The organism is Thioalkalivibrio sp. ALMg11 (assembly GCF_000377905.1).
Classification (GTDB): Bacteria; Pseudomonadota; Gammaproteobacteria; order Ectothiorhodospirales; family Ectothiorhodospiraceae; genus Thioalkalivibrio.
In genome coordinates this window covers 1-24,669 of sequence record NZ_KB898873.1, presented here as the reverse complement: position 1 = coordinate 24,669, position 24,669 = coordinate 1, and the positions used below count along the sequence as shown (strand labels likewise).

21 protein-coding genes and 3 tRNA genes are annotated in these 24,669 nt (G+C 66.8%); 18 read left to right on the top strand and 6 right to left on the bottom strand.

Going from position 1 to position 24,669, the window contains the following annotated elements; genetic code table 11:
• Nucleotides 1-3: 3 nt before the first annotated feature.
• The 10 genes from murD (at nt 4) to lpxC (ending at nt 11,321) form a co-directional block, all read left to right on the top strand.
• Nucleotides 4-1,353, top strand: a complete 1,350-nt coding sequence (murD, locus tag D578_RS0105245; RefSeq protein WP_018948917.1) for a UDP-N-acetylmuramoyl-L-alanine--D-glutamate ligase — start codon at nt 4-6, stop codon at nt 1,351-1,353.
• Nucleotides 1,350-2,555 (top strand): putative lipid II flippase FtsW, encoded by a 1,206-nt coding sequence (gene ftsW / locus D578_RS0105240; protein ID WP_018948916.1) that lies wholly within the window; start codon nt 1,350-1,352, stop codon nt 2,553-2,555. Before murD ends, ftsW begins: the two co-directional genes overlap by 4 nt.
• The gene (gene murG, locus D578_RS0105235; RefSeq protein WP_026289191.1) at nt 2,552-3,646 is read left to right on the top strand and encodes an undecaprenyldiphospho-muramoylpentapeptide beta-N-acetylglucosaminyltransferase; all 1,095 of its coding nucleotides are present in this window, start codon (nt 2,552-2,554) and stop codon (nt 3,644-3,646) included. Before ftsW ends, murG begins: the two co-directional genes overlap by 4 nt.
• Nucleotides 3,643-5,073 carry a UDP-N-acetylmuramate--L-alanine ligase gene (gene murC / locus D578_RS0105230; RefSeq protein ID WP_018948914.1) on the top strand — a complete coding sequence of 477 codons (1,431 nt, stop codon included), beginning with the start codon at nt 3,643-3,645 and terminating at the stop codon, nt 5,071-5,073. Before murG ends, murC begins: the two co-directional genes overlap by 4 nt.
• Nucleotides 5,070-6,032 (top strand): UDP-N-acetylmuramate dehydrogenase, encoded by a 963-nt coding sequence (gene murB, locus D578_RS0105225; protein ID WP_026289190.1) that lies wholly within the window; start codon nt 5,070-5,072, stop codon nt 6,030-6,032. Before murC ends, murB begins: the two co-directional genes overlap by 4 nt.
• A complete protein-coding gene (locus tag D578_RS0105220; protein ID WP_026289189.1) occupies nt 6,029-6,967 on the top strand; it encodes a D-alanine--D-alanine ligase in 939 nt (312 codons plus the stop codon). Before murB ends, D578_RS0105220 begins: the two co-directional genes overlap by 4 nt.
• A 65-nt stretch (nt 6,968-7,032) precedes the next feature.
• Nucleotides 7,033-7,755, top strand: coding sequence for a cell division protein FtsQ/DivIB (locus tag D578_RS0105215; protein WP_026289188.1), 723 nt, complete (start codon nt 7,033-7,035; stop codon nt 7,753-7,755).
• A 23-nt stretch (nt 7,756-7,778) separates the two neighbouring features.
• Complete coding sequence (gene ftsA, locus D578_RS0105210) at nt 7,779-9,014, top strand: cell division protein FtsA (RefSeq protein ID WP_018168223.1); 1,236 nt, start codon at nt 7,779-7,781, stop codon at nt 9,012-9,014.
• Between the two features lie 100 nt (nt 9,015-9,114).
• Nucleotides 9,115-10,272, top strand: a complete 1,158-nt coding sequence (ftsZ, locus tag D578_RS0105205) for a cell division protein FtsZ (protein ID WP_018948910.1) — start codon at nt 9,115-9,117, stop codon at nt 10,270-10,272.
• Nucleotides 10,273-10,400: 128 nt separating this feature from the next.
• Nucleotides 10,401-11,321, top strand: a complete 921-nt coding sequence (lpxC, locus tag D578_RS0105200; RefSeq protein WP_081617329.1) for a UDP-3-O-acyl-N-acetylglucosamine deacetylase — start codon at nt 10,401-10,403, stop codon at nt 11,319-11,321.
• 31 nt (nt 11,322-11,352) lie between these two features.
• On the opposite strand, the gene D578_RS0105195 is transcribed toward lpxC, so the two are convergent.
• The gene (locus tag D578_RS0105195) at nt 11,353-11,790 is read right to left on the bottom strand and encodes a DciA family protein (protein WP_018948908.1); all 438 of its coding nucleotides are present in this window, start codon (nt 11,788-11,790) and stop codon (nt 11,353-11,355) included.
• A 45-nt stretch (nt 11,791-11,835) separates the two neighbouring features.
• Here D578_RS0105195 and D578_RS0105190 point away from each other — a divergent pair, with 45 nt between their 5' ends.
• The 4 genes from D578_RS0105190 to D578_RS0105175 all read left to right on the top strand — a co-directional run bounded on the left by D578_RS0105190 (nt 11,836) and on the right by D578_RS0105175 (nt 17,826).
• Entirely contained in the window at nt 11,836-12,726 is an 891-nt protein-coding gene (locus tag D578_RS0105190; RefSeq protein ID WP_026289187.1) for a M23 family metallopeptidase, read from the top strand.
• 119 nt (nt 12,727-12,845) lie between these two features.
• Nucleotides 12,846-15,644 carry a preprotein translocase subunit SecA gene (secA, locus tag D578_RS0105185; RefSeq protein ID WP_018948906.1) on the top strand — a complete coding sequence of 933 codons (2,799 nt, stop codon included), beginning with the start codon at nt 12,846-12,848 and terminating at the stop codon, nt 15,642-15,644.
• 15 nt (nt 15,645-15,659) lie between these two features.
• Nucleotides 15,660-16,871, top strand: coding sequence for a bifunctional glutamate N-acetyltransferase/amino-acid acetyltransferase ArgJ (gene argJ, locus D578_RS0105180; protein ID WP_018948905.1), 1,212 nt, complete (start codon nt 15,660-15,662; stop codon nt 16,869-16,871).
• The gene (locus tag D578_RS0105175; protein ID WP_018948904.1) at nt 16,852-17,826 is read left to right on the top strand and encodes a Nudix family hydrolase; all 975 of its coding nucleotides are present in this window, start codon (nt 16,852-16,854) and stop codon (nt 17,824-17,826) included. Before argJ ends, D578_RS0105175 begins: the two co-directional genes overlap by 20 nt.
• A 34-nt stretch (nt 17,827-17,860) precedes the next feature.
• On the opposite strand, the gene zapD is transcribed toward D578_RS0105175, so the two are convergent.
• From zapD to pilB, 5 genes are read right to left on the bottom strand one after another with little or no spacing between them, the layout of a single operon-like run.
• Entirely contained in the window at nt 17,861-18,631 is a 771-nt protein-coding gene (zapD, locus tag D578_RS0105170) for a cell division protein ZapD (RefSeq protein ID WP_018948903.1), read from the bottom strand.
• A gap of 59 nt (nt 18,632-18,690) precedes the next feature.
• Entirely contained in the window at nt 18,691-19,338 is a 648-nt protein-coding gene (gene coaE, locus D578_RS0105165; RefSeq protein WP_018948902.1) for a dephospho-CoA kinase, read from the bottom strand.
• A gap of 9 nt (nt 19,339-19,347) precedes the next feature.
• On the bottom strand, nt 19,348-20,211 hold the full coding sequence (locus D578_RS0105160; RefSeq protein WP_018948901.1) for an A24 family peptidase: 864 nt from the start codon (nt 20,209-20,211) through the stop codon (nt 19,348-19,350).
• Nucleotides 20,212-20,214: 3 nt separating this feature from the next.
• A complete protein-coding gene (locus tag D578_RS0105155; protein ID WP_018948900.1) occupies nt 20,215-21,426 on the bottom strand; it encodes a type II secretion system F family protein in 1,212 nt (403 codons plus the stop codon).
• Nucleotides 21,427-21,469: 43 nt separating this feature from the next.
• Nucleotides 21,470-23,188 carry a type IV-A pilus assembly ATPase PilB gene (gene pilB / locus D578_RS0105150; protein WP_018948899.1) on the bottom strand — a complete coding sequence of 573 codons (1,719 nt, stop codon included), beginning with the start codon at nt 23,186-23,188 and terminating at the stop codon, nt 21,470-21,472.
• Between the two features lie 217 nt (nt 23,189-23,405).
• Between pilB and D578_RS0105145 the strand changes: the two genes are divergently transcribed.
• From D578_RS0105145 to tuf, 4 genes are all read left to right on the top strand, one after another.
• Nucleotides 23,406-23,490: transfer RNA gene (locus D578_RS0105145), tRNA-Tyr, on the top strand.
• Between the two features lie 57 nt (nt 23,491-23,547).
• Nucleotides 23,548-23,621 (top strand) — tRNA-Gly (locus D578_RS0105140).
• 44 nt (nt 23,622-23,665) lie between these two features.
• Nucleotides 23,666-23,741, top strand: a tRNA-Thr gene (locus D578_RS0105135).
• A 66-nt stretch (nt 23,742-23,807) separates the two neighbouring features.
• Nucleotides 23,808-24,669 (top strand): elongation factor Tu (tuf, locus tag D578_RS0105130; protein WP_018948898.1); only part of this gene is annotated, 862 nt, incomplete at its 3' end.

The window sequence follows — 24,669 nt, the reverse complement described above, 5'->3', positions numbered from 1 at the left end:
CCCATGACGCGAACCGGCGACAACAATCTGATCGTGGGCCTGGGGGCGACCGGCGTGTCGGTTGCCCGCTTCCTGCGTGCGCAGGGTCAGCCGTTTGCGCTCACCGATACCCGCGAGGCACCGGCCGCGCTGGAGACCGATGGTGCCAAGGCCTGGCTGGCCGATGCCTGGGTCGGGCCGCTGGATCGACTGGACGCCGCGGGCTTTGCCCGCATCATCGTCTCGCCGGGGGTCGCACTGGAGCACCCGGTCCTGCAACGGGCGCGTGCCGCCGGTGTCCGCCTGACCGGGGACATCGACCTGTTCGCCGAACAGGCGGACGCCCCGGTCATCGCGATTACCGGCTCCAACGGCAAGAGCACGGTGACCGCGCTGGTCGGCGAGTTGCTGCGGGCCGCCGGCCTGCGGGTGGCGGTGGGTGGCAACTACGGCACCCCGGCGCTGGACCTGCTGGAGCAGGCCCCGGACCTGTACGTGCTGGAGCTGTCCAGCTTCCAGCTGGAGCGCAGCGACGTGTTGGCGCCAGCGGCCGCGGCCATCCTGAATATCTCGCCTGATCACCTGGATCGCTACGCCGATCTGGATGCGTATGTGCGTGCCAAGGCCCGCATCCTGGATCGCGCCGAGCGTGGTGTGCTGAACCGCGAGGACGCCTGGCTGCGCGAGATCGCCCTGCCCCCGGGTCTGAAGGTGATCTCTTTCGGTCTCGATGCGCCGGCCGGCGCGGACGAATTCGGGGTGCGCCCGTCCGGCGCGGATGCTCCGGACCTGGTGCGCGGTGACCAGGCCCTTCTCTCGACCGGCCGTCTGCGTCTGCGCGGGCAGCACAACTGGGCCAACGCCCTGGCCGCGCTCGCCCTGGTCTGGCCGTGGCTGGAGTCGGGCGAGCCGCGCGCCCGCGCACTGGCGGCTTTGGCCGAGTTCGCCGGCCTTCCGCATCGCTCTCAGTGGATTGCCGAGGTGGCCGGTGTCGCCTACATCAACGACTCCAAGGGCACCAATGTCGGCGCGACTCTGGCGGCCCTGCGCGGCACGCCCGGGCCGCTGGTGCTGATCGCTGGCGGGCAGGGCAAGGGGCAGGACTTCGCGCCGCTGGCCGATTACGTCCCGGGCAAGGTCCGTGGTGTGGTGCTGCTCGGCGAGGACGCCCCGGCAATCGCCCGTGCCCTGGCCTCCGTGGTCCCGGTCCAGCGCGTGGACGACATGGCCGCCGCGGTTGCGCAGGCCGCTGCCTGGGCGGAACCCGGGGATACTGTCCTGCTGTCGCCCGGTTGTGCCAGCCTGGACATGTACCCGAATTATCAGGCGCGCGGCGACGACTTCGCGCATGCGGTGCGGGAGCTGGCGGCATGAGTATCTCCAGCACCCGCCTCGGACTCCCCGATCGCAGCCTGGTCGCCGGCTTGCGCGATCACGTCGATCTACCCCTGCTGGCGGTCGCGGCGATCCTGCTGGGCATCGGCCTGGTGATGGTCGCCTCGGCGTCCATGGGGCTGGGCGAGCGCTACTTCGGCAACACCTGGCACTTCTTTCAGCGTCAGGTGATCTTCGCCGCCATCGGCCTCGCGGTGGCGACCTTCCTCTGGGTGGTCCCGCTGGCGCGCTGGGAGCGCGCCGGGCCATGGCTGCTGATCCTTGTGATGGTGCTGCTGATCGCGGTGCTGATCCCGGGTGTCGGGCGTACGGTCAACGGCGCGACCCGCTGGATCCCGCTGGGGATGTTCAACCTGCAGGTCGCCGAGCTGGTGAAGCTGCTGGTGGTGATGTACCTCGCCGGTTACATCGTGCGTCACTATTCGACGCTCCGCCTGCACTTCCTCGGTTTTATCCGCCCGCTGATCGTGCTCGGCGTGGGGACTATCCTCCTGCTGCTGCAGCCGGACTTCGGCGGCGCGGCGATCATGCTGGCGATCGGCATGGGCATGCTGTTCCTCGCCGGCGCCAAGCTCTGGCAGTTCGCCGCGCTGGCGGGCACCATCGCGGCGGGGATGGCGGTCGTCGCGGTCGCGGCGCCCTACCGCGTGGCGCGCCTGACGGCCTTCCTCGATCCCTGGCAGGACCCGTTCGCGACCGGTTTCCAGCTGACCCAGTCGCTGATTGCGATCGGCTCCGGCGGCTGGTTCGGGGCCGGGCTCGGCAACAGCGTGCAGAAGCTCTTTTACCTGCCCGAGGCGCACAACGACTTCCTGTTCGCGGTGTTCGCCGAGGAGTTCGGCTTTGTCGGTGTGGTGGCGCTGATTGCGCTGTTCGCGGTCCTGGTCTGGCGCTGCATCCAGATCGGTTTGTACGCCGAGCGCGCAGGGCACGCCTTCGGCTCGCATCTGGCCTTTGGCGTGGCAATCTGGATGGGCCTGCAGGCGTTCCTGAACCTCGCGGTGAACATGGGGCTGCTTCCGACCAAGGGCCTGACCCTGCCGTTCCTCAGTTACGGCGGCAGTTCGCTGATCGTCTCGCTGGCGGCTATCGGCCTGGTGATGCGCGTCTACCGCGAGGCCCAGGTGCCGGCCCCGCGCGCCGCACCCCCGGCGCGCCGCCGGCGTGGGGGTGCCGCATGAGGGCCCCGCGCATCCTGATTATGGCCGGGGGCACCGGGGGCCATGTGTTCCCGGGGCTGGCAGTGGCCACCCTGCTGCGGGAACGCGGCGCCGAGGTGCGCTGGCTGGGCACGGCCCGCGGCGTGGAATCGCGGCTGGTGCCGGCGGCCGGGATCGAGCTGCACACGCTTCCAATCGCCGGCATTCGCGGCAAGGGCCTGGTCGGACTGGCACTCGCACCCTGGCGGCTCGGCATTTCGCTGTGGGCGGCCCTGGGTTTGATGACGCGTCTGCGACCGGATGCAGTGATTGGCTTTGGCGGGTTTGCTGCAGGCCCCGGGGGGTTAATGGCGGCCGCCATGGGCCGGCCGCTGGCGATCCACGAACAGAACGCCGTGGCCGGCCTGACCAATCGCTGGCTGGCGAAGGTCGCCGACCGGGTCTATGCCGGCTTCGAGCACAGCTTCCCCGAGCGGGTGGCGGTCACGGTGGTGGGCAACCCGGTGCGCGCCGCGATTGCGGAACTCCCGGCGCCGGAGGCGCGCTTCGACGAGCGCGAGGGCGCCCTGAACATTCTCATCCTGGGCGGAAGCCTGGGCGCCCGTTCGCTCAACCGCACGCTGCCCGCCGGGCTGGCGCGCGTGGCCGTGGAGCAGCCGCTGAACATCCGCCACCAGGCGGGCGAGCGCACCCTCGACGAGGCGCAGGCCGCCTATGCCGAGGAAGGGCTGGAAGCCGAGATCAGCTCCTTCATCGAGGACATGGCCGCGGCCTATGCCTGGGCGGACCTGGTGATCTGCCGCGCCGGCGCCCTGACCGTGGCCGAGGTGGCCGCGGCCGGCGTGCCGGCGATCTTCGTGCCCTATCCGTATGCGGTGGACGATCACCAGACCGCGAATGCCGAGGCCCTCGTTCAAGCGGGTGCCGCCTGGCGGGTCGCGGATGCCGAGTTGGACGCTCAGCGGGTCTATGCGCTGGTCGCGCCGCTGGACCGCGAGGCCCTGCGTTCGCGTGCCCTGCTGGCCCGCGAACAAGCCTGCCCCGACACCGCACGGCGCCTGGCCGATGCCTGCATGGAAATGGCGGGCGCCCGCCGGGAGGGATCGTCATGAATGCCCCGCGCCTACCACGTCATGCGATGCGTCGCATCCGCCGGATCCATTGCGTGGGGATCGGGGGGTCCGGCATGAGCGGGATCGCCGAGGTCCTGCATCAACTGGGATATCAAGTCTCGGGATCCGATCTCGGGCAGTCGGCGATGGTCGAACGCCTGAAAGGCATGGGCATCCCGGTGGTGGCGGCCCATACCGAATCGAACGTGGCCGATGCCGATGTGCTGGTGGTTTCCAGTGCGATCAATCCGGACAACCCCGAGGTCCAGGAGGCGCGTCGCCGGGGCATCCCGATCGTGCGCCGCGCCGAGATGCTGGCCGAACTGATGCGCTTTCGTTACGGCATCGCGGTGGCCGGGACCCATGGCAAGACCACGACCACCAGCCTGGTTGCCAGTGTGCTGGCCGAGGCGGGGATGGACCCGACGTTTGTGATCGGCGGACGCCTGAACAGCACGGCCAGCCACTCGAACCTGGGCGCCGGGGACTATCTGGTGGCCGAGGCCGACGAGAGCGATGCCTCGTTCCTGCATCTGCAGCCGATGATCAGCATCGTGACCAATATCGATGCCGACCACCTGGGCACCTATGGCAACGACTTCGGCAAGCTGCGTGCGACCTTCCTGGAATTCCTGCACCACCTGCCGTTCTACGGGATTGCCGTGCTGTGCGCCGATGACCCGCAGGTCCGCGATCTCTACCGGGAGCTGGAGCGCCCACGCCTGACCTACGGCATCGACCAGGAGGCCGACGTGTGTGCCCTGAACGTGCGTCAGGAAGGCGTGCGCATGTACTTCGACCTCGCGTTGCCCGGTCAGGCCGCGTTCCCGGTGACGCTGAACCTGCCTGGGCGCCACAACGTGCTCAATGCCCTGGCGGCGGCGGCTGTCGCGCACGAGCTGGAGGTCGCCCCCGAGGCGATCCAGGCCGCACTGGCACGCTTCCAGGGTATTGGTCGGCGCTTCCAGGTGCAGGAATTGCAGACTGCGCAGGGGGCCCTGACCCTGGTCGACGACTACGGTCATCACCCGCGCGAGATTGCCGCCACTCAGGCGGCCGCGCGCGATGCCTGGCCGGGTCGCCGACGGATCACGATCTTCCAGCCGCATCGTTATACCCGTACGCGTGATCTGTTCGAGGACTTCGCCGAGGCCCTGTCCGAGACCGATGTCCTGATCCTGCTCGAGGTGTATGCCGCCGGGGAGGACCCGATCCCCAGCGCCGATGGCCGCAGCCTGGCGCGCGCCATTCGCCTGCGCGGGCGGGTGGAGCCGGTGTTTGTCGAGCGCGCGGAGGATGTGATCGGTGTGCTCGCGGGGATGCTGCGGCCGGACGATGTCGTGCTCGCCCAGGGCGCCGGCGATATCGGCCGCCTGGCCGGTCTGCTTTCGCAGCAGCTGGGGACCGTCGGCGAGGGGGAATCATGATGGCCGCCCGCGCAGTGGAATCGGCGATGACCCCGTTCGCGCAGGCCACGCGTGGCCGACTGCAGGCGCAGATCCCGCTGGCCGGGCTGACCTCCTGGCGCGTGGGCGGTCCGGCCGACTGGCTGTTCCAGCCGGCGGACCTCGACGACCTGGTTAGCGCATTGCGTGACCACGCGACGCATGCACCGGAGATGCCGGTGACCTTCCTCGGCCTGGGCAGCAACGTCCTGATTCGTGACGGCGGGCTGGACGGCCTGGTCGTGCACCTTTCCGGAGTGCTGAATGAGCGCCGGCGTCTGGACGGCGATCGCCTGCTGCTGGGGGCCGGGCTGGCCTGCGCCCAGGCCGCGCGCTTCGGCGCCCGCGAGGGGCTGGTCGGGGCGGAGTTCCTGGCCGGCATCCCCGGGACAGTGGGCGGCGCGCTGCGGATGAACGCCGGCGCCTGGGGTGGCGAGATCTGGCCGCTGGTGGAGGAGGTCTCCACGGTGGATGCGCGCGGCGAACTGCATACCCGCACCCCGGCGGATTACACGATCGGCTACCGCAGTGTCCGCGGCCCCGAGGCGGAGTGGTTCACCGGCTGCGTGTTGCAGCTGGCCGCGGGTGACCCTGACGTCGGGACCCGGCGCATCCGCGAGTTGCTACGCGAACGATCCGCGAAGCAGCCGCTGGGGCTGCCGTCCTGCGGGTCGGTGTTCCGCAACCCGGAGGGCGATCACGCCGCGCGCCTGGTCGAGGCCGCCGGCCTGAAGGGACTGCGCCACGGGGCGGCGGAGATATCTCCCAAGCACGCGAATTTCATCACCCACGACGGCAGTGCGCGGGCCGCCGACATCGAGTGGTTGCTGCGTCATGCCCAGGACGAGGTACAGCGGCAGTTCGGGGTACACCTGGAGCCCGAGGTCCGGGTCCTGGGTCGGCCCGGGGCTACGCACGAGGCAAGCGAGGGAACGGCATGAGCAAGCGAAGCGCACAAGATTACGGCCGTGTTGCGGTCCTTATGGGCGGCTGGTCCGGTGAGCGCGAGGTCTCGCTGCACAGTGGTCAGGCGGTGCTGGCGGCACTGCAGCGCCAGGGCGTCGATGCCCATCCGCTGGACCTGACCCGCGAGACGGCTCGCTGCCTGGCCCTGGAGAACTTCGACCGGGTGTTCATCGTGCTCCACGGGGAGTGCGGCGAGGACGGAACGTTGCAGGGTTGTCTGGACATGGCGGGCATGCCCTACACCGGGACCGGCGTGCTCGGTTCCGCCCTGGGGATGGACAAGCTGGCCTGCAAGCGGTTGTGGGCGGGGAGCAACCTGCCGAGTGCCCCCTACCGCTTGCTGACGCCGGGCTTCGATCCCGACGCGGTGGCCGATGCACTGGGCCTGCCATTGATCGTGAAACCGGCGCGCGGGGGCTCCAGCCTGGGGATCACTCGGGTGGATCGGGTGGCCGATCTTCCGGCCGCCTTCGAGGCCGCGCGGCTGCAGCCGGGGCAGGTGTTCGCGGAGCAGTGGATCAGCGGACGCGAGTACACGGTCGCGATCCTCGGCAACGAGCCGCTGCCGGTGGTGGAGATTCGCACCCCGGGTGGTTTCTACGACTACCACGCGAAATACGAGGCCGACGATACCGGCTATGTCTGCCCGCCACCGCTGGATTCCAGCGCGTTGCTGGAGTTGCAGTCCATGGCCATCGCCGCCTTCGCGACGCTGGAGGGCTGCGGCTGGGGACGAGTGGACATCCTCCAGGACGAGCACGGCGAGAACTTCCTGATCGAGGTGAACACGATCCCGGGCATGACCGACCACTCGCTGGTGCCCAAGGCGGCCGCGGAGGCCGGCATCGACTTTGACGAGCTGTGCCTGCGCATCCTCGATTCCAGTTTCGAATGTGGAGGACTGCGTTGAACGCACGCCGCACAACCCGACCCGCGCGTCGCCCGCAGTCTCAGGGGCCGTCGCCGCTGCGCCGGCTGGCGGGTCCGGGGCTACGCCTGATGTCGGGCATGGGCCTGGCCGGGCTGCTGGTGCTGGGTACGCTGGCCTGGTTGCAGTTCGACCCGGATGCCTGGTTGCCGATCGAGAACATCGAGGTGACCGGCAATCCGCAGCATGCGGATCTCGCGGCGGTGCGCGAGATCGCGCGGACCCATGCGCCGGGCTTCATCGGTGTCGAGCTGGAGCGCCTGCGCGTTGCGCTTGAGGGTCAGCCGTGGGTGGACGCGGTCCGCCTGCGGCGCCAGTGGCCGAACACGCTGGTGGTGAAGATTCGCGAGCCGGTACCGGTGGCGCAGTGGGGCGAGGACCATCTGGTCGATCGCCACGGTCGCCTGTTTGGCCCGGTGGCACTGGATGACTGGGAGGGCCTGCCGGCACTCGCCGGGACCGACGGGCGCCAGGTGGTGCTGATGCATCGCTACCTGGAGGTCTCCGCACGCCTGGCCGATGCCGGCCTGGAGGTCGCCGGTCTCGAAGAGGGCGAACGCCACGACTGGACCATCCACCTGGCGGACGGCGTACGCGTGCTGATGGGGCGCGATGCCGATCTGGCACGACTGGGGCAGCTGGTCCGCGCGGCCCCGGCGATTCGCGATTATCGCGAGGCCCCGGTGGAGCGGATCGATCTGCGTTACCCGCACGGGCTGGCCGTGGCCTGGGCGGATGCGGCGGAAGACGGTGCGGGGAACGCCCGATGACACGAACGACAGGACGCAGAAAGATGATGGCAAAGAAGTCGGAACCCGGTCTGATCGTCGGCCTGGACGTCGGGACCTCGAAGATCGAGGCGGTGGTCGGGGAGCTGACCGAGGAAGGCGAGATCGAGATCATCGGCATCGGCTCCTCGCCCTCGCGCGGGTTGAAGAAGGGTGTGGTGGTGAACATCGAGTCCACCGTCCAGTCGATCCAGCGCGCGGTGGAGGAGGCCGAGCTGATGGCCGGCTGCGAAATCCACTCGGTCTATACCGGGATCGCCGGTTCGCACATCAAGAGCTACAACTCCACCGGCGTGGTCGCGATCAAGGACGGCGAGGTGGTTGCCGGCGATGTCGATCGGGTGATCGACGCCGCGCGCGCCATCGCCATCCCGGCCGACCAGCGCATCCTTCACGTGCTGCCGCAGGAATACATCATCGACGAGCAGGAGGGCATCCGCGAGCCGATCGGGATGTCCGGGGTGCGGCTGGAGGCCAAGGTGCATCTGGTCACCGGGGCGGTCTCCGCTGCCCAGAACATCGTCAAGTGCGTGGAGCGCTGCGGACTGCGGGTGGACGACATCATCCTCGAGCAGCTCGCCTCCAGTTACTCGGTCCTCAGCGAGGACGAGAAGGACCTGGGCGTGTGTCTGGTGGACGTCGGCGGCGGCACCACGGACATCGCGGTGTTCGCCCACGGCGCGATCATGCACACCGCAGTCATCCCGATCGCCGGCGATCAGGTCACCAATGACATCGCGGTCGCGCTACGCACCCCGACCCAGTACGCCGAAGAACTCAAGATCAAGTACGCCTGCGCTCTGCGCTCGCTGGCCGATCCGAGCGAGAGCATCGAGGTGCCCGGTGTGGGCGATCGCGCCGCGCGCCGACTGTCGCGCCAGACGCTCGCCTCCGTGGTCGAGCCGCGCTACGAAGAATTGTTGCAGCTGGTGCAGGCGGAACTGCGCCGCAGCGGCACCGAAGAAATGATTGCCGCCGGGGTGGTACTAACCGGCGGTTCGTCCCGAATGGAAGGTGTGGTGGACCTCGCCGAAGAGGTCTTTCACATGCCCGTACGCCTGGGGGTGCCGCAACGCGTCACCGGGCTCCTGGATGTTGTGAAGAATCCGATCCACGCGACGGGGGTGGGGCTGTTGCTCTACGCCCGCGAGTCGCGTGCGGAGCAGGAGGCCCGGCCCGTGAGCAGCGGGTTCCAGGGCGTATGGGCGCGCATGAAGCGCTGGTTTTCCGGACAGTTCTGATGATCGGGACCCCGGAAGTTTAGGAGGCCGGACCGCTCTCCGGCCATGACGCAGGTAAACACAAGTTTATGTACTACACACGCAACGAGAGGACGCAATCATGACGTTCGAACTGATGGACACCTATAGCCAGAACGCGACGATCAAGGTCGTCGGCGTTGGTGGCGGCGGCGGCAACGCCGTGCAGCACATGGTCAACTCGCAGCTGGAAGGCGTCGATTTCATCTGTGCCAACACCGATGCCCAGGCCCTGAAGAGCCTGGACGCCAAGACGCTGCTGCAACTGGGCGGCGATATCACCAAGGGCCTGGGAGCCGGGGCGGATCCGTCGGTCGGTCGCGAGGCTGCACTGGAGGACCGCGAGCGCATCCAGGATCTGTTGCAGGGGGCCGACATGGTCTTCATCACTGCCGGCATGGGCGGTGGTACGGGCACCGGCGCCGCGCCGGTGGTGGCGCAGATCGCCAAGGAGATGAACATCCTGACCGTCGCGGTGGTCACCAAGCCGTTCCCGTTCGAGGGCAAGCGCCGCATGCAGGTTGCGATGTCCGGGATCAAGGCGCTGACCGAACAGGTCGATTCCTTGATCACTATCCCCAACGAGAAGTTGCTGACGGTGTTGGGCAAGAACACCACGCTGCTGGATGCCTTCAAGGCCGCCAACGACGTGCTGTTCGGCGCGGTGCAGGGCATCGCCGAGCTGATCACCCGCCCGGGTCTGATCAACGTCGACTTTGCCGACGTGCGCAACGTGATGCGCGAGATGGGCATGGCGATGATGGGCACCGGCACCGGCACCGGCGAGGATCGTGCGCGCGAGGCCGCCGAGGCGGCGATCGCCAGCCCGTTGCTGGAGGACATCGACATCTCCGGTGCTCGCGGCATCCTGGTGAACGTGACCGGTGGCATGGATGTCGGGATCGGCGAGTTCGAGGAAGTCGGTGAGGCGGTAAAGGCACTGGCCTCGGAAGATGCCAATGTCGTTGTCGGGACGGTAATCGACCCCGAGATGACCGACGAGCTGCGGGTGACCTTGGTGGCCACGGGTCTTGGCGCGCCCGCGACGCAGTCCGAACGGCCGCAGGTGCGGGTGGTCGATGCCCAGCCGAAGAGGGCCGTGGGTTCGGATGTCGAAGTCGACCTCGACCAGCCGACCGTCAAGCGTCGCGGTGGCGACAACCTGTCGGTGGACTACAACCAGCAGCAAGGCATTGATGTGCTGGATATTCCGGCCTTCCTGCGCAAACAAGCCGACTGAGAGCGGCTGCACATGCAGGACGAGCGGAATCCTGCAATAATGCGGTAATCGTTGTGTGCATGAGGAGCCCGGGAGGGCCCGGGTTCCTCATATCCGCTCTTCTGGAAGTCTTAGAGAGGCTCAATTCGTTGATCAGGCAAAGAACGCTCAAGAACAGCATTCGGGCGACCGGGGTGGGACTGCATACCGGAGAAAAGGTGGTGCTGACCCTGCGGCCGGCTCCGGTGAATACCGGGATTGTGTTCCATCGCTGCGATCTTGATCCGTCCGTGGAGATCCGCGCCTGTGCCGACAATGTCGGCGACACGCGGCTGTCCACCACGCTGGTCAATGGAGACGTCCGGGTTTCGACCGTGGAGCATTTGCTCTCGGCCATTGCCGGATTGGGAATCGACAATCTGCATGTCGATGTGAGTGCCGCCGAGGTGCCCATCATGGACGGCAGTGCCGGTCCCTTCGTGTTTCTGCTGCAGTCCGCCGGACTGAAGGAGCAGGACGCACCCAAGGAATTCATTCGGATCAAGCGCAGCGTGGAAGTCCGCGAGGACGACAAGTGGGTGCGCTTCGATCCTTACGAGGGGTTCAAGGTCGGTTTTTGTATCGATTTCGAACACCCCATGTTCACCGACGGTAGCCAGCGCGCGGAGCTGGACTTCTCGTCCACCTCCTTTGTGAAGGAGGTCTCGCGTGCCCGGACCTTCGGGTTCATGCGCGACATCGAGGCCCTGCGGGCGAACCAGCTGGCGCTGGGCGGCAGCCTGGACAACGCCGTGGTGCTTGATGATTACAAGATCCTCAACGAGAACGGGCTGCGTTACGACAACGAGCTGGTCAAGCACAAGATCCTCGACGTGGTCGGGGACCTGTACCTGCTCGGTCACAGCCTGATCGGTGCGTTCACCGGCCACAAGTCCGGGCATGCGCTGAACAACCAGCTGATTCGTCAGCTCGCGGCCGACGAGACGGCCTGGGAGAAGGTTACCTTCGAGGACCCGAGCGAGCGCCTGCCGATCTCCTTCGGGCAGCTGGCGCCCACTCCGGCGGGCTGAGCGAACCTGGATCGCGTTCCCGGGGGTGAGGTCAGTCCGCCTTCGGTGACGGCCTGGCCGCCCGGGCGAGGCGCTCGAGGGCGCCGGCCAGCCCGGGGTCCTGGATGTTGCTGGCGGTATCGGCCAGGATTCGGCGGGCCGCATCCGGGATCTCGCGGCGCTCCAGTCGCGTGGTGGGCTGGGGTGGTCGTGGGGTGTTGGTCAGCCGGATACGTATCTGTTCGATGCCCTCGTAGCCCGCGGCACGCAAGGTCTTGAGCAGTTCGCGCTGCTGGAAGCGCAGTTCGGTGGCCAGCCCACGGTTCGCGCAGATCGCGACCAGGGTGTCCTCGCGCAGGGTGAACGCCAGTCGGCCGGCCTGCAGGGCGTTGCCGACGAGCCCCTCCAGGGCGCGTTCCACGCCGCGGTCGCGGCTGGAGTGCGCGGCAAAGTCGCGGGCGATGAAGCGGGTAATCCGCTGCGCCGTCATCGAGGGACTCCGGCAGGCCGCGGCGGAAGGAACGAGAGGAATCGCATGCAGTTGATCCTACTACGTCCGGATGGTCTTTGTGCACGTCTTCCGTTGTGGGGCGTGGCGCTGGCGGGCGCGCTGCTCGTGCTGCTGCTGATGGCGGTGGTTGTGACCGCCTACCTGGCGGGGCAAAGCCAGCGCGAGGTGGTCAGGATCCCGGTCACCAACACGCTGAACCCGGTCGTGGTCGAGACGGCCGAACGCGATGCGGCTCGTGAAGGTTTGAATCATTTGGTTGAGCGTGTGGTCGCGCTGGAACGCCAGCTGACGCGGGTGGATCTGCGCCTCCGCTCGGTCGGTGACTCTCTGGGGCTGGACGTGGCCACGCTGGAGCCGGAAGTCGGCGGCCAGGGTGGTCCGCTGCTGGACGGGGCGGGTTCTCCACTGGAGATCCATGACCGCTTGCTGGCGCTGGAGCACCTGCTGGGTCATCGCAGCGCCGCCGTGGAGACGGTGGGCTCCGAGTTACGCCAGGAGGCGGCTCGCGAAGCCCTGTCCCCGCAGTTTCGCCCGGTGGAGGATGACGCCTGGATCAGCTCGGCGTTCGGTTATCGCGAAGACCCGTTCACCGGGAACCGCCGATTCCACTCGGGAATGGATTTTGCCGGTCGGCCCGGTTCGGACATCCGCGCCGCAGGCGGCGGCCTGGTGGTGTTCGCGGGGCGTCGGAGTAGCTACGGCAAGCTCGTCGAGATCGCGCACGGCGGCGGCCTGAATACACGCTACGCGCATAACGCGGAAATCCTGGTCGAGCCCGGGCAGCGAGTGGAGGCTGGCGAGGTGATCGCGAAGATGGGTCGCACCGGTCGCGCGACCGGTACCCACCTGCACTACGAGGTGGTCGACGCCGACCAGGCCCTGAATCCTTATCATTTTCTCCAGGATCGGGACTGACCATCCACGGTGCTTCTCGGTCCCGCAGGGGCGTGATCGGCTGCGCGTCTCTTGGCCACAGCGTTTCCCGGACGGATCGTTTATCCTAGCCGGGTTTCAGCCAACCCTTTCGGATCCCCATGGTCAAGCAGCTCGTACAGAAGATTTTCGGTAGTCGCAACGATCGCATCCTCAAGCGCTACACCCGCGCGGTCGAGCGAATCAATGCCCTGTCGGACTCCACCGAGGCGCTGTCGCAGGACGAGCTGCGCCACAAGACGCAGGAATTCCAGCGCCGCCTCGGCGAGGGCGAGAATCTGGAAAAGCTTCTGCCGGAGGCCTTCGCGGTGTGTCGCGCGATGAGTGCCCAGGTCCTGGGGCTGCGCCACTTCGACGTCCAGCTGATCGGCGGTATGGTTCTCAACGATGGGCGCATCGCCGAGATGCGCACCGGTGAGGGCAAGACCCTGGTCGCGACCCTGCCGGCCTATCTCAACGCACTGACCGGCGACGGCGTGCATGTGGTGACCGTGAACGACTACCTGGCCCGCCGCGATGCGGCCTGGATGGGGCGGCTCTACCAAGCACTGGGTCTGACGGTTGGTGTGGTGAACAGCTCCGGCGGTCTGGGGGTGGATTCCGCCTCCTATCTCTTTGATCCGGAGTACGAGGCCGAGGAGGGCGGCATCGATCAGATGCGTCCGGCGACCCGGCGCGAGGCCTATGCCGCCGATATTACCTACGGCACGAACAACGAGTTCGGCTTCGACTATCTGCGCGACAACATGGCCTTCTCGGCCGATCAGCGCGTGCAGCGCGCACTCAACTTCGCGGTGGTGGACGAGGTGGACTCCATCCTCATCGACGAGGCGCGTACCCCGCTGATCATCTCCGGCCCCAGCGGCGACAGCTCCGAGCTCTACGAGCGGCTGAACACCATCCCGGCCCAGCTGACCCGTCAGGAAGACGAGGAGAGCGAGGGTGACTACTTCGTCGACGAGAAGGCCAAGCAGGTCTTCCTCAGCGAGGAGGGTCACGAGAAGGCCGAGGAACTCCTGCGCCAGGCCGGCTTGCTGGAGGAGTACCAGACCCTGTACGACTCTGCGAGCATTGCGGTACTGCATCACCTGAATGCGGCCCTGCGTGCCCACGCGCTCTTTCACCGCGACGTCGACTACCTGGTGCGCGACAACAAGGTCCAGATCATCGACGAGTTTACCGGCCGCATCATGGGTGGTCGGCGCTGGTCGGAGGGGCTGCACCAGGCGATCGAGGCCAAGGAAGGGGTTCCGATCCAGCGCGAGAATCAGACGCTGGCGTCGATCACCTTCCAGAACTATTTCCGCCTGTACGAGAAGCTCGCAGGCATGACCGGTACGGCCGATACCGAGGCCTACGAGTTCCAGACCATCTATGGCCTGGAAGTGGTCGTGATCCCCGGCAACAAGCCGCTGGTGCGCGACGACATGCAGGACCTGGTCTTCCTGACCCAGGAGGAGAAGTACACCGCCATCATCAAGGAGATCCAGTGGTGCGTGGATCGCGGCCAGCCGGTCCTGGTGGGGACGGCCTCGGTGGAGAGCTCCGAGCGGCTGGCTGAAGCGCTGAAAAAGACCGGGATATCGTTCGAGGTGCTGAACGCCAAGCAGCATGAGCGTGAGGCGGCGATCATCGCCCAGGCGGGTCGCCCGAAGGCGGTGACGCTGGCGACGAACATGGCCGGCCGTGGTACCGATATCGTGCTGGGAGGGGCGCTGGATGCCGAACTGGCCGAAGTGGACCCGGACGACAGCGCCCAGCAGGAGGCAATCCGGGCCGACTGGCAGGCCCGTCATGACACGGTGATCGAGGCCGGCGGTCTGCACATCATCGGCTCCGAGCGCCATGAGTCGCGGCGGATCGACAACCAGTTGCGCGGGCGCTCCGGCCGCCAGGGTGACGCGGGCTCCAGCCGCTTCTTCCTGTCGCTGGAAGACAACCTGATGCGGGTCTTTGCATCCGAGCGTGTGCGCAGCTTGATGCAGCGTCTGGGCATGAAAGAGGGCGAGGCGATCGAGAACGCCTGGGTCTCGCGCGCCATCGAGAACGCGCAGCGCAAGGTCGAGGCGCATAACTTCGATATCCGCAAGCAGCTTCTCGAATACGACGACGTCGCCAACGATCAGCGCCGGGTGATCTACGACCAGCGCGCCGAATTGCTGACCACCGAGGACATCAGCGAAACCATCGACACCTTGGTGGGGGATGTCGTCAACGCCTTGATCAACCCGTACATGCCGCCGGGCTCGATCGAAGACGAATGGGACATCGAGGGCCTGCAGCAGGCCCTGAACGGCGAGTTCGGGCTCGACCTGCCGGTCCAGCAGTGGCTGGACGACGAGGACGACCTGCACGAGGAGCCCCTGCGCGAGCGGATCATCGGGCATGCGCGCGCGCTGCTGACGAGGAAGCGCGAGCAGCTGGGCGACGAGACCATGAACCGGCTGCAGCGCGACGTGATGCTGCAGGTCCTGGACAGCCAGTGGAAGGAACACCTGGCAGCGATGGACTACCTGCGCCAGGGCATTGGGCTGCGTGGCTACGCCCAGCGCAACCCGAAGCAGGAGTACAAGAAGGAAGCCTTCGCGATGTTCCAGTCCCTGCTGGAACGCATCAAGCACGACGTGGTGAAGTTCCTGCTGCGCATGCAATTGCGCTCGCCGGAAGAGGTCGAGGCATTGCAGCCGAAGAAGGCCGCCCCGGCCGAGGACGACCTGCAATTCCAGCACCAGAACCCCGACAGCCCCCTGAAGGCTGGAGCCGAGGGCGACGCGGAGTCGCGCGAACCGGTTGCGAGCGGCGAGGCCCCCTACCGACGCGACGAGCCCAAGCTGGGCCGCAACGAGCCCTGTTGGTGCGGCTCGGGCAAGAAGTTCAAACACTGCCACGGCAAGCTGTAGGGGGAGGCGAAACCCATGGCCGTAGGACTCACCGCCCCGGAGGTGCTGCAGCCGGTACCGGGGATTCGCCTTGCCGCGACCGCGGCGGGGATTCGCTATCCCGGGCGCGACGATCTGGTGTTGATCGATGCGGGCCCCGACGCGACCATTGCGGCGCTTTATACCACCAATGCCTTTCGCGCCGCGCCGGTCGTGGTTGCCGCGGAGCACCAGGCGGCGGGCGAGGCGCGCTGGGCGCTGATTAACGCCGGTAACGCCAATGCCGGGACCGGCGAGCCAGGGCTGGCCGCCGCCCGCGCCTGCTGCGAGGCCCTGGCCGGGGTTACGGGCGGCCCGGCGGAGGCAGTCCTGCCATTTTCCACCGGGGTGATTGGCGAGCCGCTGCCGGTGGAGCGCATCACCGCGGCGCTGCCCGTGCTGCACGCAGGCCTGGCGCCCAACACCTGGATGCAGGCGGGACGCGCGATCATGACCACTGACACCGTGCTCAAGGGTGTCAGCCGTCGGGTCGCGCTGTCGCAGGGCGAGGTGACCCTGACCGGTATCGCCAAGGGCTCGGGGATGATCCACCCCGACATGGCGACCATGCTGGCGTTTATCGGGACCGACCTCGCCATCGAGGCGCAGGAGCTGGACGGCCTGCTGCGCGAGGCCAATCGCGACAGCTTCAACGCGATCACCGTGGACGGGGATACCTCCACGAACGACGCCGTGGTGGTGATGGCCAGTGGCGCCAGTGCGGCCGGGTTGGTGACGGCGGGTGACCGCGAGGCCTTTGCCGAGGCCCTGGGCGCGGTCTGCCTGGAGCTGGCCCAGGCAATCGTCCGGGATGGCGAGGGTGCCACCAAGTTCGTGACCGTCGAGGTGGTGGGTGCGCGGGCGCGCGAGGAGGCGGCGCAGGTCGCCGAGACCGTCGCGCTGTCCCCGCTGGTCAAGACCGCGCTGTTCGCCTCCGATCCCAATTGGGGCCGCATCCTCGCCGCCGTGGGGCGCGCCGGGGTGCCGGATCTGGTGATCGAGTGCGTGGCGATCCGCGTGAATGACGTCGAGATCGTCCGCGCTGGCGGACGTGCGCCGGAATACGCCGAGGCGGACGGTCAGCGAGCCTTTGGCGCCGAGGAGATCCAGATTCGGATCGACCTCGGTCGGGGTGACGCGCTGGCACGCAAGTACACCTGTGACTTCTCCCACGAGTACGTGCGCATCAATGCCGAATACCGGTCCTGAGCGGGCGTCTTCCCGTCCGGTCGAGGTCGCGATCGGACTGATCCTCGACCACCAGGGTCGCGTGCTGGTTACGTGTCGCAGGGACGCGCAACACCTGGCCGGACTGTGGGAGTTTCCCGGGGGGAAGGTCGATAGCGGCGAATCCCCCACGGTGGCCCTGCAGCGCGAACTCGACGAGGAGCTTGGCATCGGCGTCGATTCGGCGGTGCAGTGTCTGACGATCGAGCACGACTATGGGGAGCGCGCGGTCCGTCTGCACGTGTTCCGCGTCGGCGCCTGGTCGGGCACGCCCCGTGGCCGCGAGGCCCAGCCTATGGAGTGGCGTGCCCCGGCGGATCTGGACCCCGCGGATTTCCCGGCCGCGAATCGCGCGATGCTCAACGCCTTGCGCCTGCCCGAGCGTTATCTGATCACACCGTCACCGGACGACGCCGCGCAGGCCGTTGGCATCGCCGGTCGCGTAACCCAGGCCCTGCGTGCCGGCGCGGCTGACATGGTGCAGGTGCGTGCGGCGGCCCTGGGCCGGGTCGACTATTGCGACTTTCTCGCGGCGATTACAGGGCCCGCCGATGCCCTGGGTATCCCGGTCCTGGCGAATGCACCACCGGATTGGCTGGCTGATCTTCCGCCCGTGGGATTGCATCTGCCCGAGCGGCGCTGGCGCGAGCTGGATGCGCGTCCGGCATCCAGTGGCTGGGTGGCCGCCTCGGTACACGACCGTTCCGGTCTCAAGCGGGCGGCGGCCCTGGGGCTGGATTTCGTGGTGCTGGGGCCGGTGCAGGCGACCGCGACACATCCCGGTGCCGAGGCACTGGGCTGGGGGCATTTCGCGGAGTGGGTGCGGGGCGCGGCGCTACCGGTCTATGCGCTCGGCGGGATGTCGGCGGTCAGCCTGCCCCGGGCGCGGGCGGCCGGTGCGCAGGGGGTCGCGGCCATTCGCGGCTTGCTGGGCTGAATCCGGGCCTCCCAAGCTTGCCAAGGCCTCCGCCTTAAATCGCGCAGCAGCAGAGCCGGAAGGGCACGTCGACACGGGCCGGCACAGGGCGTTCGCGGAAGTCGCCGGGGGCGAAGAAGCGCACGGTGAAGCGCTGACGTCCCCCGCTGATTTCCGGGTAGACCCCCACGTCGGGATCCACCGTCACCCGGATCAGCTGCCACGCATGGGCGGTATCCAGGTTGCGCTCGAAATACCCGTCCTCGGCCGTTACCGGCTCCGCGTGGCCCGAGTGACGCATGTAGCGTAGTACCTGGGCGGTCGCCTCGGCCACGGTGTTCAGTGGTTCGAACCATTCCAGAAGAAGTTCGGTGCGCGCCTGATTCGGCTGGGCCAGCCAGTAGTGGTAGATCGGCAGGTCGAAGTCGAAGGCCCCGCCGGGCAGGGCCATGCGCTGGCGCACGCTGGAGAAGAACTCGCTGCCACGGACGCGGTGATCGAGCGCGCCGGCCTGTTCCTCCAGGGCATCGTGCAACCGCTTCTGGGCATCCATGGTCTCGCGAAAGCGATCGGCATCGATGCCCGGCTGGTTGGCCAGTCGGGTCAGGTTGACCGTCTGGCGCTCGATCTCGCCCATCAGTTCGCGTTTGATGTCCACCCGGGTGACCAGGGCGTAGATGTCCACCAGCGAGACCAGGGCCTCGTGATGATCGAAGGCCCGCCCGGACTCCAGTGCGCCCCCGAACCGCGCGTTCAGGGCCTCCAGGCGCAGCAGGAGGCGCACGCGTTCGTGCAGCGGTTGTTCGAAGGTCAGGGTTTGGCTCACGGCGGGCCCTTTCGGCAGGAGGGCTGGTGGAGTTGCATGGTCCAGGAACCCCCGCAGTATCAGGTATTCGGGGGGCGGTTTTCTACCCGCGAACGGTGGGTGGTGGCCTGTTTGCGCAGAACAGCGTCACGTTCTGCTACCTGGTTCGCCAGTTCGGCATCCGTCGTCTGCTCGGTATTGCGGATCTCGCTGTCCCCACGCAGGCGGCGCTCATCGGGGTTCATCTGGGCCTCTATAATGGCCTCCACTTCGGCGCTGCTGCGCCCATCCCGCTGGGTCACGCGGGCGATCTGTTCGCTGGGCTCGCAGTGGACCACAACCACGTGATCGAAACGCGTCTCCCAACCGGCCTCGAACAGCAGGGGCACTACGATCACGGCATAGGGTGTGGTCTCCTCCGGTAGCGCGGCGAGGCGTTGCTCGATAGCGGCCTCCACCGCCGGGTGAACCAGTGCCTCCAGGGCCTGGCGTTCGGCCGGGTCGGCAAAGATCCGGCTGCGCAAGGCGCCGCGGTCCAGGTGGCCGCGCGCATCGAGTATGCCGGGGCCAAAGCGGTCCACGATGGCCGCGTAGAGGTCGTGTCCTGGGGTCTGGAGTTCGCGGTTGAGGGTGTCGGCATCCAGTACCGGTGCCCCGAGGCTGGCGAAGAGCCCTGCAACGCGACTCTTGCCGCACCCGATCCCCCCGGTGAGTCCGACTCGCAGCATGACGTTGGCCTAAAACCCTTGCGGGAAGTAGAGGGCCAGCAGCTCGTCGCCCCAGATCAGCGCGAGCCACCCGGCGGCGGCGAGATAGGGTCCGAACGGGATCGGGATGTTGCGATCGCGTCCGCGCAGCAGGATCAGCGCGATCCCGACCACCGCGCCGACCAGTGAGGCCAGTAGCAGGATGACCGGCAGGGCCTGCCAGCCGAGCCACGCGCCCAGGGCCGCCAGCAGTTTGAAGTCGCCGAAGCCCATGCCCTCCTTGCCGGTCAGCAGGCGGAAGCCGTGGAAGATCAGCCACAAGGTCAGGTAGCCGGCAGCGGCACCGATCACGGCGGATTGCAGGTCGGTGAAGGTACCGGGGATGTTGACCAGCAGCCCGAGCCACAGGAGCGGCAGGGTGAGTTGATCGGGGAGCAACGTCGTACGGGCATCGATCCCGGAGGCGGCGATCAGTACGGCCGTGAAGACCAGCGCCAGCAGCCCGGCGCTACCCGGGCCCAGTTGCCAGACCGTCACCACGAAGAGCAGCGCGGTGAGTGCCTCCACTGCGGGATACTGCCAGCTAATGCGGGTGCCGCACCCGGGGCAGCGACCGCGCAGGAACAGGAAGCTGAGAATGGGCACGTTTTCCAGCGCCCGGATCGGGCGCTGGCATTGCGGGCAGCGCGAGCGCGGACGGATCAGGTCGAAGTGCTCGCGCTCGCTATTTGGCTCGTGCTCGAGGATCGCGCGCGCCTCGGTCTCCCACTCGCGTTCCAGCATCACCGGGAGGCGCGCGATTACCACGTTCAGGAAGCTGCCGATAAGCAGCCCGAACACCCCGGCGATCGGCAGTGCCCAGCCGCCCAGTTGGGCTCCGATGTCGGCGAGCATCCCCTAGATCACCTGACCCATCTGGAAGATGGGCAGGTACATGGCAATGACCAGGCCGCCGACCAGCACGCCGAGCACGACCATGATCAGCGGTTCCAGCAGGCTGGACAGGCTGTCCACGGCGTTGTCGACCTCTTCCTCGTAGAAATCCGCGACTTTTGACAGCATCGAATCCAGCGAGCCGGACTCCTCGCCGATCGCGACCATCTGCACCACCATGTTGGGGAACACGGCGGTGTTGCGCATGGACCACTGTAGTTGGCCGCCGGCCTCGGTCTCGTCGCGCATGCGCAGGGTGGCTTCGCGATAGACCGCGTTGCCGGTGGCACCGGAGACCGAGGTCAGGGCATCCACCAGCGGCACCCCGGCCGAGAACATGGTAGCCAGCGTCCGCGCGAAGCGGGCGATGGCGGCCTTGCGCAGGATCGGGCCGAAGGCCGGAGCCTTGAGGATCATGATGTCGAGGAAGCGGGCGAAGCGTGGTAGGCGCCGCCGGGCCTGAACGAAGACGAACCCGATGGCGACCATGACCGCGAGGATGGCCCACCACCAGCTCTGGGTGAACTCCGAGAGGTCGACCACCATGCGGGTGAATACCGGGAGGTCGGCGCCGAAGCCGGTGAACAGGGCCTCGAACTGCGGGACTACGTAGATCAGCAGGATCGCGGTGACGACGATGGCCACCACGACCACCGCGGCCGGATAGAACAGGGCCTTCTTGATCTTGCCCTTCAGGGCCTCGGTCTTCTCCTTGTAGGTGGCGACCTTGTCCAGCAGGGTCTCGAGTGTCCCCGCCTGCTCGCCGGCCTCGACCAGGTTGGTGACCAGGTCGTCGAAATGTCTCGGGTGCTTGGACAGGGCCTGGGCAAAGGTCTCGCCGCCCTCGACATCGGCTTTCAGTTTCAGGACCAGATCGCGCATCGCGGGCTTCTCGTTCCCGCGGCCGACGATCTCGAAGGCCTGCACCAGTGGCACGCCGGATTCCAGCATCGTGGTCATCTGGCGCAGGAAGTAGGCGATGTCCGCGGGGACGACCTTCTTTTTTCCGCCGGAGAAAAGTGACTTTGGCTTCTTGCGGATCTTGATGACGTTGATGCCGTTCTTGCGCAGCTCGGCACGGGCCGTGGCCTCGTTGTCGGCCGGAGTCTCGCCCTTGATCCGGGCGCCGTTCTTGTTCAGTCCTTCCCAGGTGTAGATCGTCCCGGAGTCGGCCATCCCCCTGTCCCCCTGTAGCTGGTGACCCGTGCCGATTGTGGCACTAGTCCTTGGTCACGCGATTGACTTCCTCGAGGCTGGTCAGCCCCGCCATTACTTTCACGAGGCCCGCGCGTCGCAGGTCCTCGATCCCTTCTTTTTCCGCTTGTTCCGCGAGCTGCATGGAGTTGTAGCCCTCCAGGATGCCGCGCTGCATGTCGTCGCTGATGGGCATCACCTGGTAGATCCCCAGCCGGCCCTTGTAGCCGTTGGTGCACTGGTCGCAGCCCACCGCGCGATAGGAGACCACTCCGGTCTGGATGTCAGCGTCGGTAAAGCCTTCCTTGCGCAGCGCCTCTTCCGGGAGCTTTTCCGGTTCCTTGCAGTTCGGGCACAACCGCCGCGCCAGGCGCTGGGCGATGATCAGCAGAATCGAGGAGGCGATGTTGTATGGTGGTACGCCCATGTTGGCCAGGCGTGTGAGCGTCTGTGGGGCGTCGTTGGTATGCAGCGTGGAAAGCACAAGGTGACCGGTCTGGGCCGCCTTGATGGAGATCTCGGCGGTTTCCAGGTCGCGGATCTCCCCGACCATGATCACGTCCGGGTCCTGGCGCAGAAACGCGCGCAGCGCGCTGGCGAAGGTCAGCCCCACCTTCGGGTTGATGTTGACCTGGTTGACCCCGGGCATGTTGATTTCCGACGGATCTTCCGCGGTGGAGATGTTGCGGTCGGCGGTGTTCAGGATCCCGAGACCGGTGTACAGCGATACGGTCTTCCCCGACCCGGTGGGGCCGGTGACCAGGATCATCCCGTAGGGGCGGCTGAGCGCCTTGAGGTAGGCGTCCTTCTGGTGCTCCTCGTACCCGAGCTGGTCGATGCCCATCGCGGCGCTGCTGGGGTCGAGGATACGCATCACGATCTTCTCGCCGTACAGCGTCGGCAGGGACGAGACACGAAAATCGATCGCGCGCGTGCGCGAGAGCTTCAGCTTGATGCGCCCGTCCTGCGGCACGCGGCGCTCGGCGATGTCCATGCGCGACATCACCTTGACGCGCGCAGTAATACGCGGTGCCAGGGAATTGGGTGGGTGAGCGATCTCGTGCAGTACGCCGTCAATACGGAAGCGAACGCGAAAGTCCTTCTCGAAGGGCTCGAGATGGATATCCGACGCCTTGCGATTGATGGCATCCATCAGGACTTTATTGACAAAGCGCACCACCGGGGCGTCATCCGCGCCCTCGGCAGTGTCGGAGGAATCCTTGTCCTCATCCCCGCCGGATTCGATGGCCAGCCCGTCGAGGCCGTCGTCGCCAAGATCGTCCATCAGGGACGAGGCGGCACTCAGCGCAGTGTCGATCAGGCGGTCGAGCTTGTGTGGCTCCACCAGGACCGCCTCGACCGGCATGCCGGTGGCGAACTTGAACTCGTCGGTGGCGCCAAGGTTGGTCGGGTCGGAGACGGCGATGTAGAGGCGATTGCCGCGTACCATCAGTGGCAGGGCATGGTGCTTCTGGATCAGCTTCTCGTTGAGGTGATCCTTGGGCAGCAGTTCCGCATCGAAGCTCCCCAGGTCGAATACCGGGAGCCCGAACTCCTCGGCAGCGGCCTCGACCAGGCGGGTCTCGGCCACCTGGCCCTTGCTAGCCAGCAGGGTCATCAGCGGCGTCTGTTGGGACTGAGCTTCCTCGACCAGTTGGGAGGCGATGTCCTCCGCGATCAGGCCAGCTTCGACCAGGCGCTTCGCCAGCCCGGGTAGCCGCGGTGCCGTAGTGGTATTCGCCATGGGCCTCTGCGTATACAAACCTAGTGATGGGCCACACTCTACGTGCGTCCGCGGCGGAAGGGAAACGCGCTGCCAGGCAGCGAGGACCCCTTGCTGAGCCCCGATCATAGGAATCAACCCTGTAAATGGCAAGGCTGTTGCTGGCCCCCTTGAAGGGTAATTCAACGGGTGCTTGACGCTGTGCTTCGCGCTGGTTCAGAATACGCGGCTTGATCGAGGAGGGATACCCAAGCGGTCAACGGGGGCAGACTGTAAATCTGCTGGCTCAGCCTTCGGAGGTTCGAATCCTCCTCCCTCCACCATCGGGTTTTTCAAGCCAGCGGCCAGAAGCGGACGGTGGTGCGGCAAGCCAGGGTTCTGCGGGTGTAGTTCAATGGTAGAACCTCAGCCTTCCAAGCTGATGATGTGGGTTCGATCCCCATCACCCGCTCCAGTTTTGGCCCGCACGATGTCGGGCGAGGCCCTGGCGGTAGTTCGGCTCATGTAGCTCAGTCGGTAGAGCACTTCCTTGGTAAGGAAGAGGTCACCGGTTCGAATCCGGTCATGAGCTCCATATTAATGTCAGCGTACAACCTGCGTCGCTGTTGAGTTTTAGCGTCACGATCCGGGGAAGCGAGAGATGTCCAAGGAAAAGTTCGAGCGTAAGAAGCCGCATGTGAATGTGGGTACGATTGGTCATGTGGACCATGGGAAAACGACGCTGACGGCGGCGATGACGGCGGTGCTGGGCAAGAAGTACGGTAGCGAAGCCCGTGCATTTGACCAGATCGACAATGCGCCGGAAGAGAAGGCGCGTGGTATTACGATTGCTACCGCGCACGTCGAGTACGAATCCGACGCGCGTCACTATGCGCACGTGGATTGCCCCGGTCACGCGGACTACGTGAAGAACATGATCACGGGTGCGGCGCAGATGGACGGCGCGATCCTGGTGGTGTCGGCGGCCGATGGTCCGATGCCGCAGACCCGCGAGCACATCCTGCTGGCGCGTCAGGTCGGTGTGCCGTACATCGTGGTGTTCCTGAACAAGGCCGACATGGTCGATGATCCGGAGCTGCTGGAGCTGGTCGAGATGGAAGTTCGCGACCTGCTGTCCTCGTACGACTTCCCGGGTGACGACACCCCGGTCATCACCGGTTCCGCGCTGAAGGCGCTGGAAGGTGACGAGAGCGAAGTGGGCGCCCCGGCGATCTACAAGCTGGTCGAGGCGATGGACACCTGGATCCCGGAACCGGAACGTGCCGTGGACGGCGCGTACCTGATGCCGGTGGAAGACGTGTTCTCGATCTCCGGTCGCGGTACCGTGGTGACTGGTCGAATCGAACGCGGCGTGGTGAAGGTTGGCGAAGAGATCGAGATCGTCGGCATTCGCGACACGCAGAAGACCACCGTCACCGGTGTCGAGATGTTCCGCAAGCTGCTGGATCAGGGCGAAGCGGGCGACAACGTGGGCATCCTGCTGCGCGGCACCAAGCGTGACG

Bases quoted from the DNA above. Each gene is read 5' to 3' on its own strand.
- murD (WP_018948917.1), top strand. From the start codon at position 4: ATGACGCGAACCGGCGACAACAATCTGATCGTGGGCCTGGGGGCGACC.
- pilB (WP_018948899.1), bottom strand. From the start codon at position 23,188: ATGGCGAATACCACTACGGCACCGCGGCTACCCGGGCTGGCGAAGCGC.
- murC (WP_018948914.1), top strand. From the start codon at position 3,643: ATGAATGCCCCGCGCCTACCACGTCATGCGATGCGTCGCATCCGCCGG.
- ftsZ (WP_018948910.1), top strand. From the start codon at position 9,115: ATGACGTTCGAACTGATGGACACCTATAGCCAGAACGCGACGATCAAG.
- secA (WP_018948906.1), top strand. From the start codon at position 12,846: ATGGTCAAGCAGCTCGTACAGAAGATTTTCGGTAGTCGCAACGATCGC.
- D578_RS0105195 (WP_018948908.1), bottom strand. From the start codon at position 11,790: ATGACGGCGCAGCGGATTACCCGCTTCATCGCCCGCGACTTTGCCGCG.
- D578_RS0105190 (WP_026289187.1), top strand. From the start codon at position 11,836: ATGCAGTTGATCCTACTACGTCCGGATGGTCTTTGTGCACGTCTTCCG.
- ftsW (WP_018948916.1), top strand. From the start codon at position 1,350: ATGAGTATCTCCAGCACCCGCCTCGGACTCCCCGATCGCAGCCTGGTC.
- D578_RS0105155 (WP_018948900.1), bottom strand. From the start codon at position 21,426: ATGGCCGACTCCGGGACGATCTACACCTGGGAAGGACTGAACAAGAAC.
- D578_RS0105220 (WP_026289189.1), top strand. From the start codon at position 6,029: ATGAGCAAGCGAAGCGCACAAGATTACGGCCGTGTTGCGGTCCTTATG.
- argJ (WP_018948905.1), top strand. From the start codon at position 15,660: ATGGCCGTAGGACTCACCGCCCCGGAGGTGCTGCAGCCGGTACCGGGG.
- murG (WP_026289191.1), top strand. From the start codon at position 2,552: ATGAGGGCCCCGCGCATCCTGATTATGGCCGGGGGCACCGGGGGCCAT.
- ftsA (WP_018168223.1), top strand. From the start codon at position 7,779: ATGATGGCAAAGAAGTCGGAACCCGGTCTGATCGTCGGCCTGGACGTC.
- murB (WP_026289190.1), top strand. From the start codon at position 5,070: ATGATGGCCGCCCGCGCAGTGGAATCGGCGATGACCCCGTTCGCGCAG.
- D578_RS0105160 (WP_018948901.1), bottom strand. From the start codon at position 20,211: ATGCTCGCCGACATCGGAGCCCAACTGGGCGGCTGGGCACTGCCGATC.
- D578_RS0105175 (WP_018948904.1), top strand. From the start codon at position 16,852: ATGCCGAATACCGGTCCTGAGCGGGCGTCTTCCCGTCCGGTCGAGGTC.
- coaE (WP_018948902.1), bottom strand. From the start codon at position 19,338: ATGCTGCGAGTCGGACTCACCGGGGGGATCGGGTGCGGCAAGAGTCGC.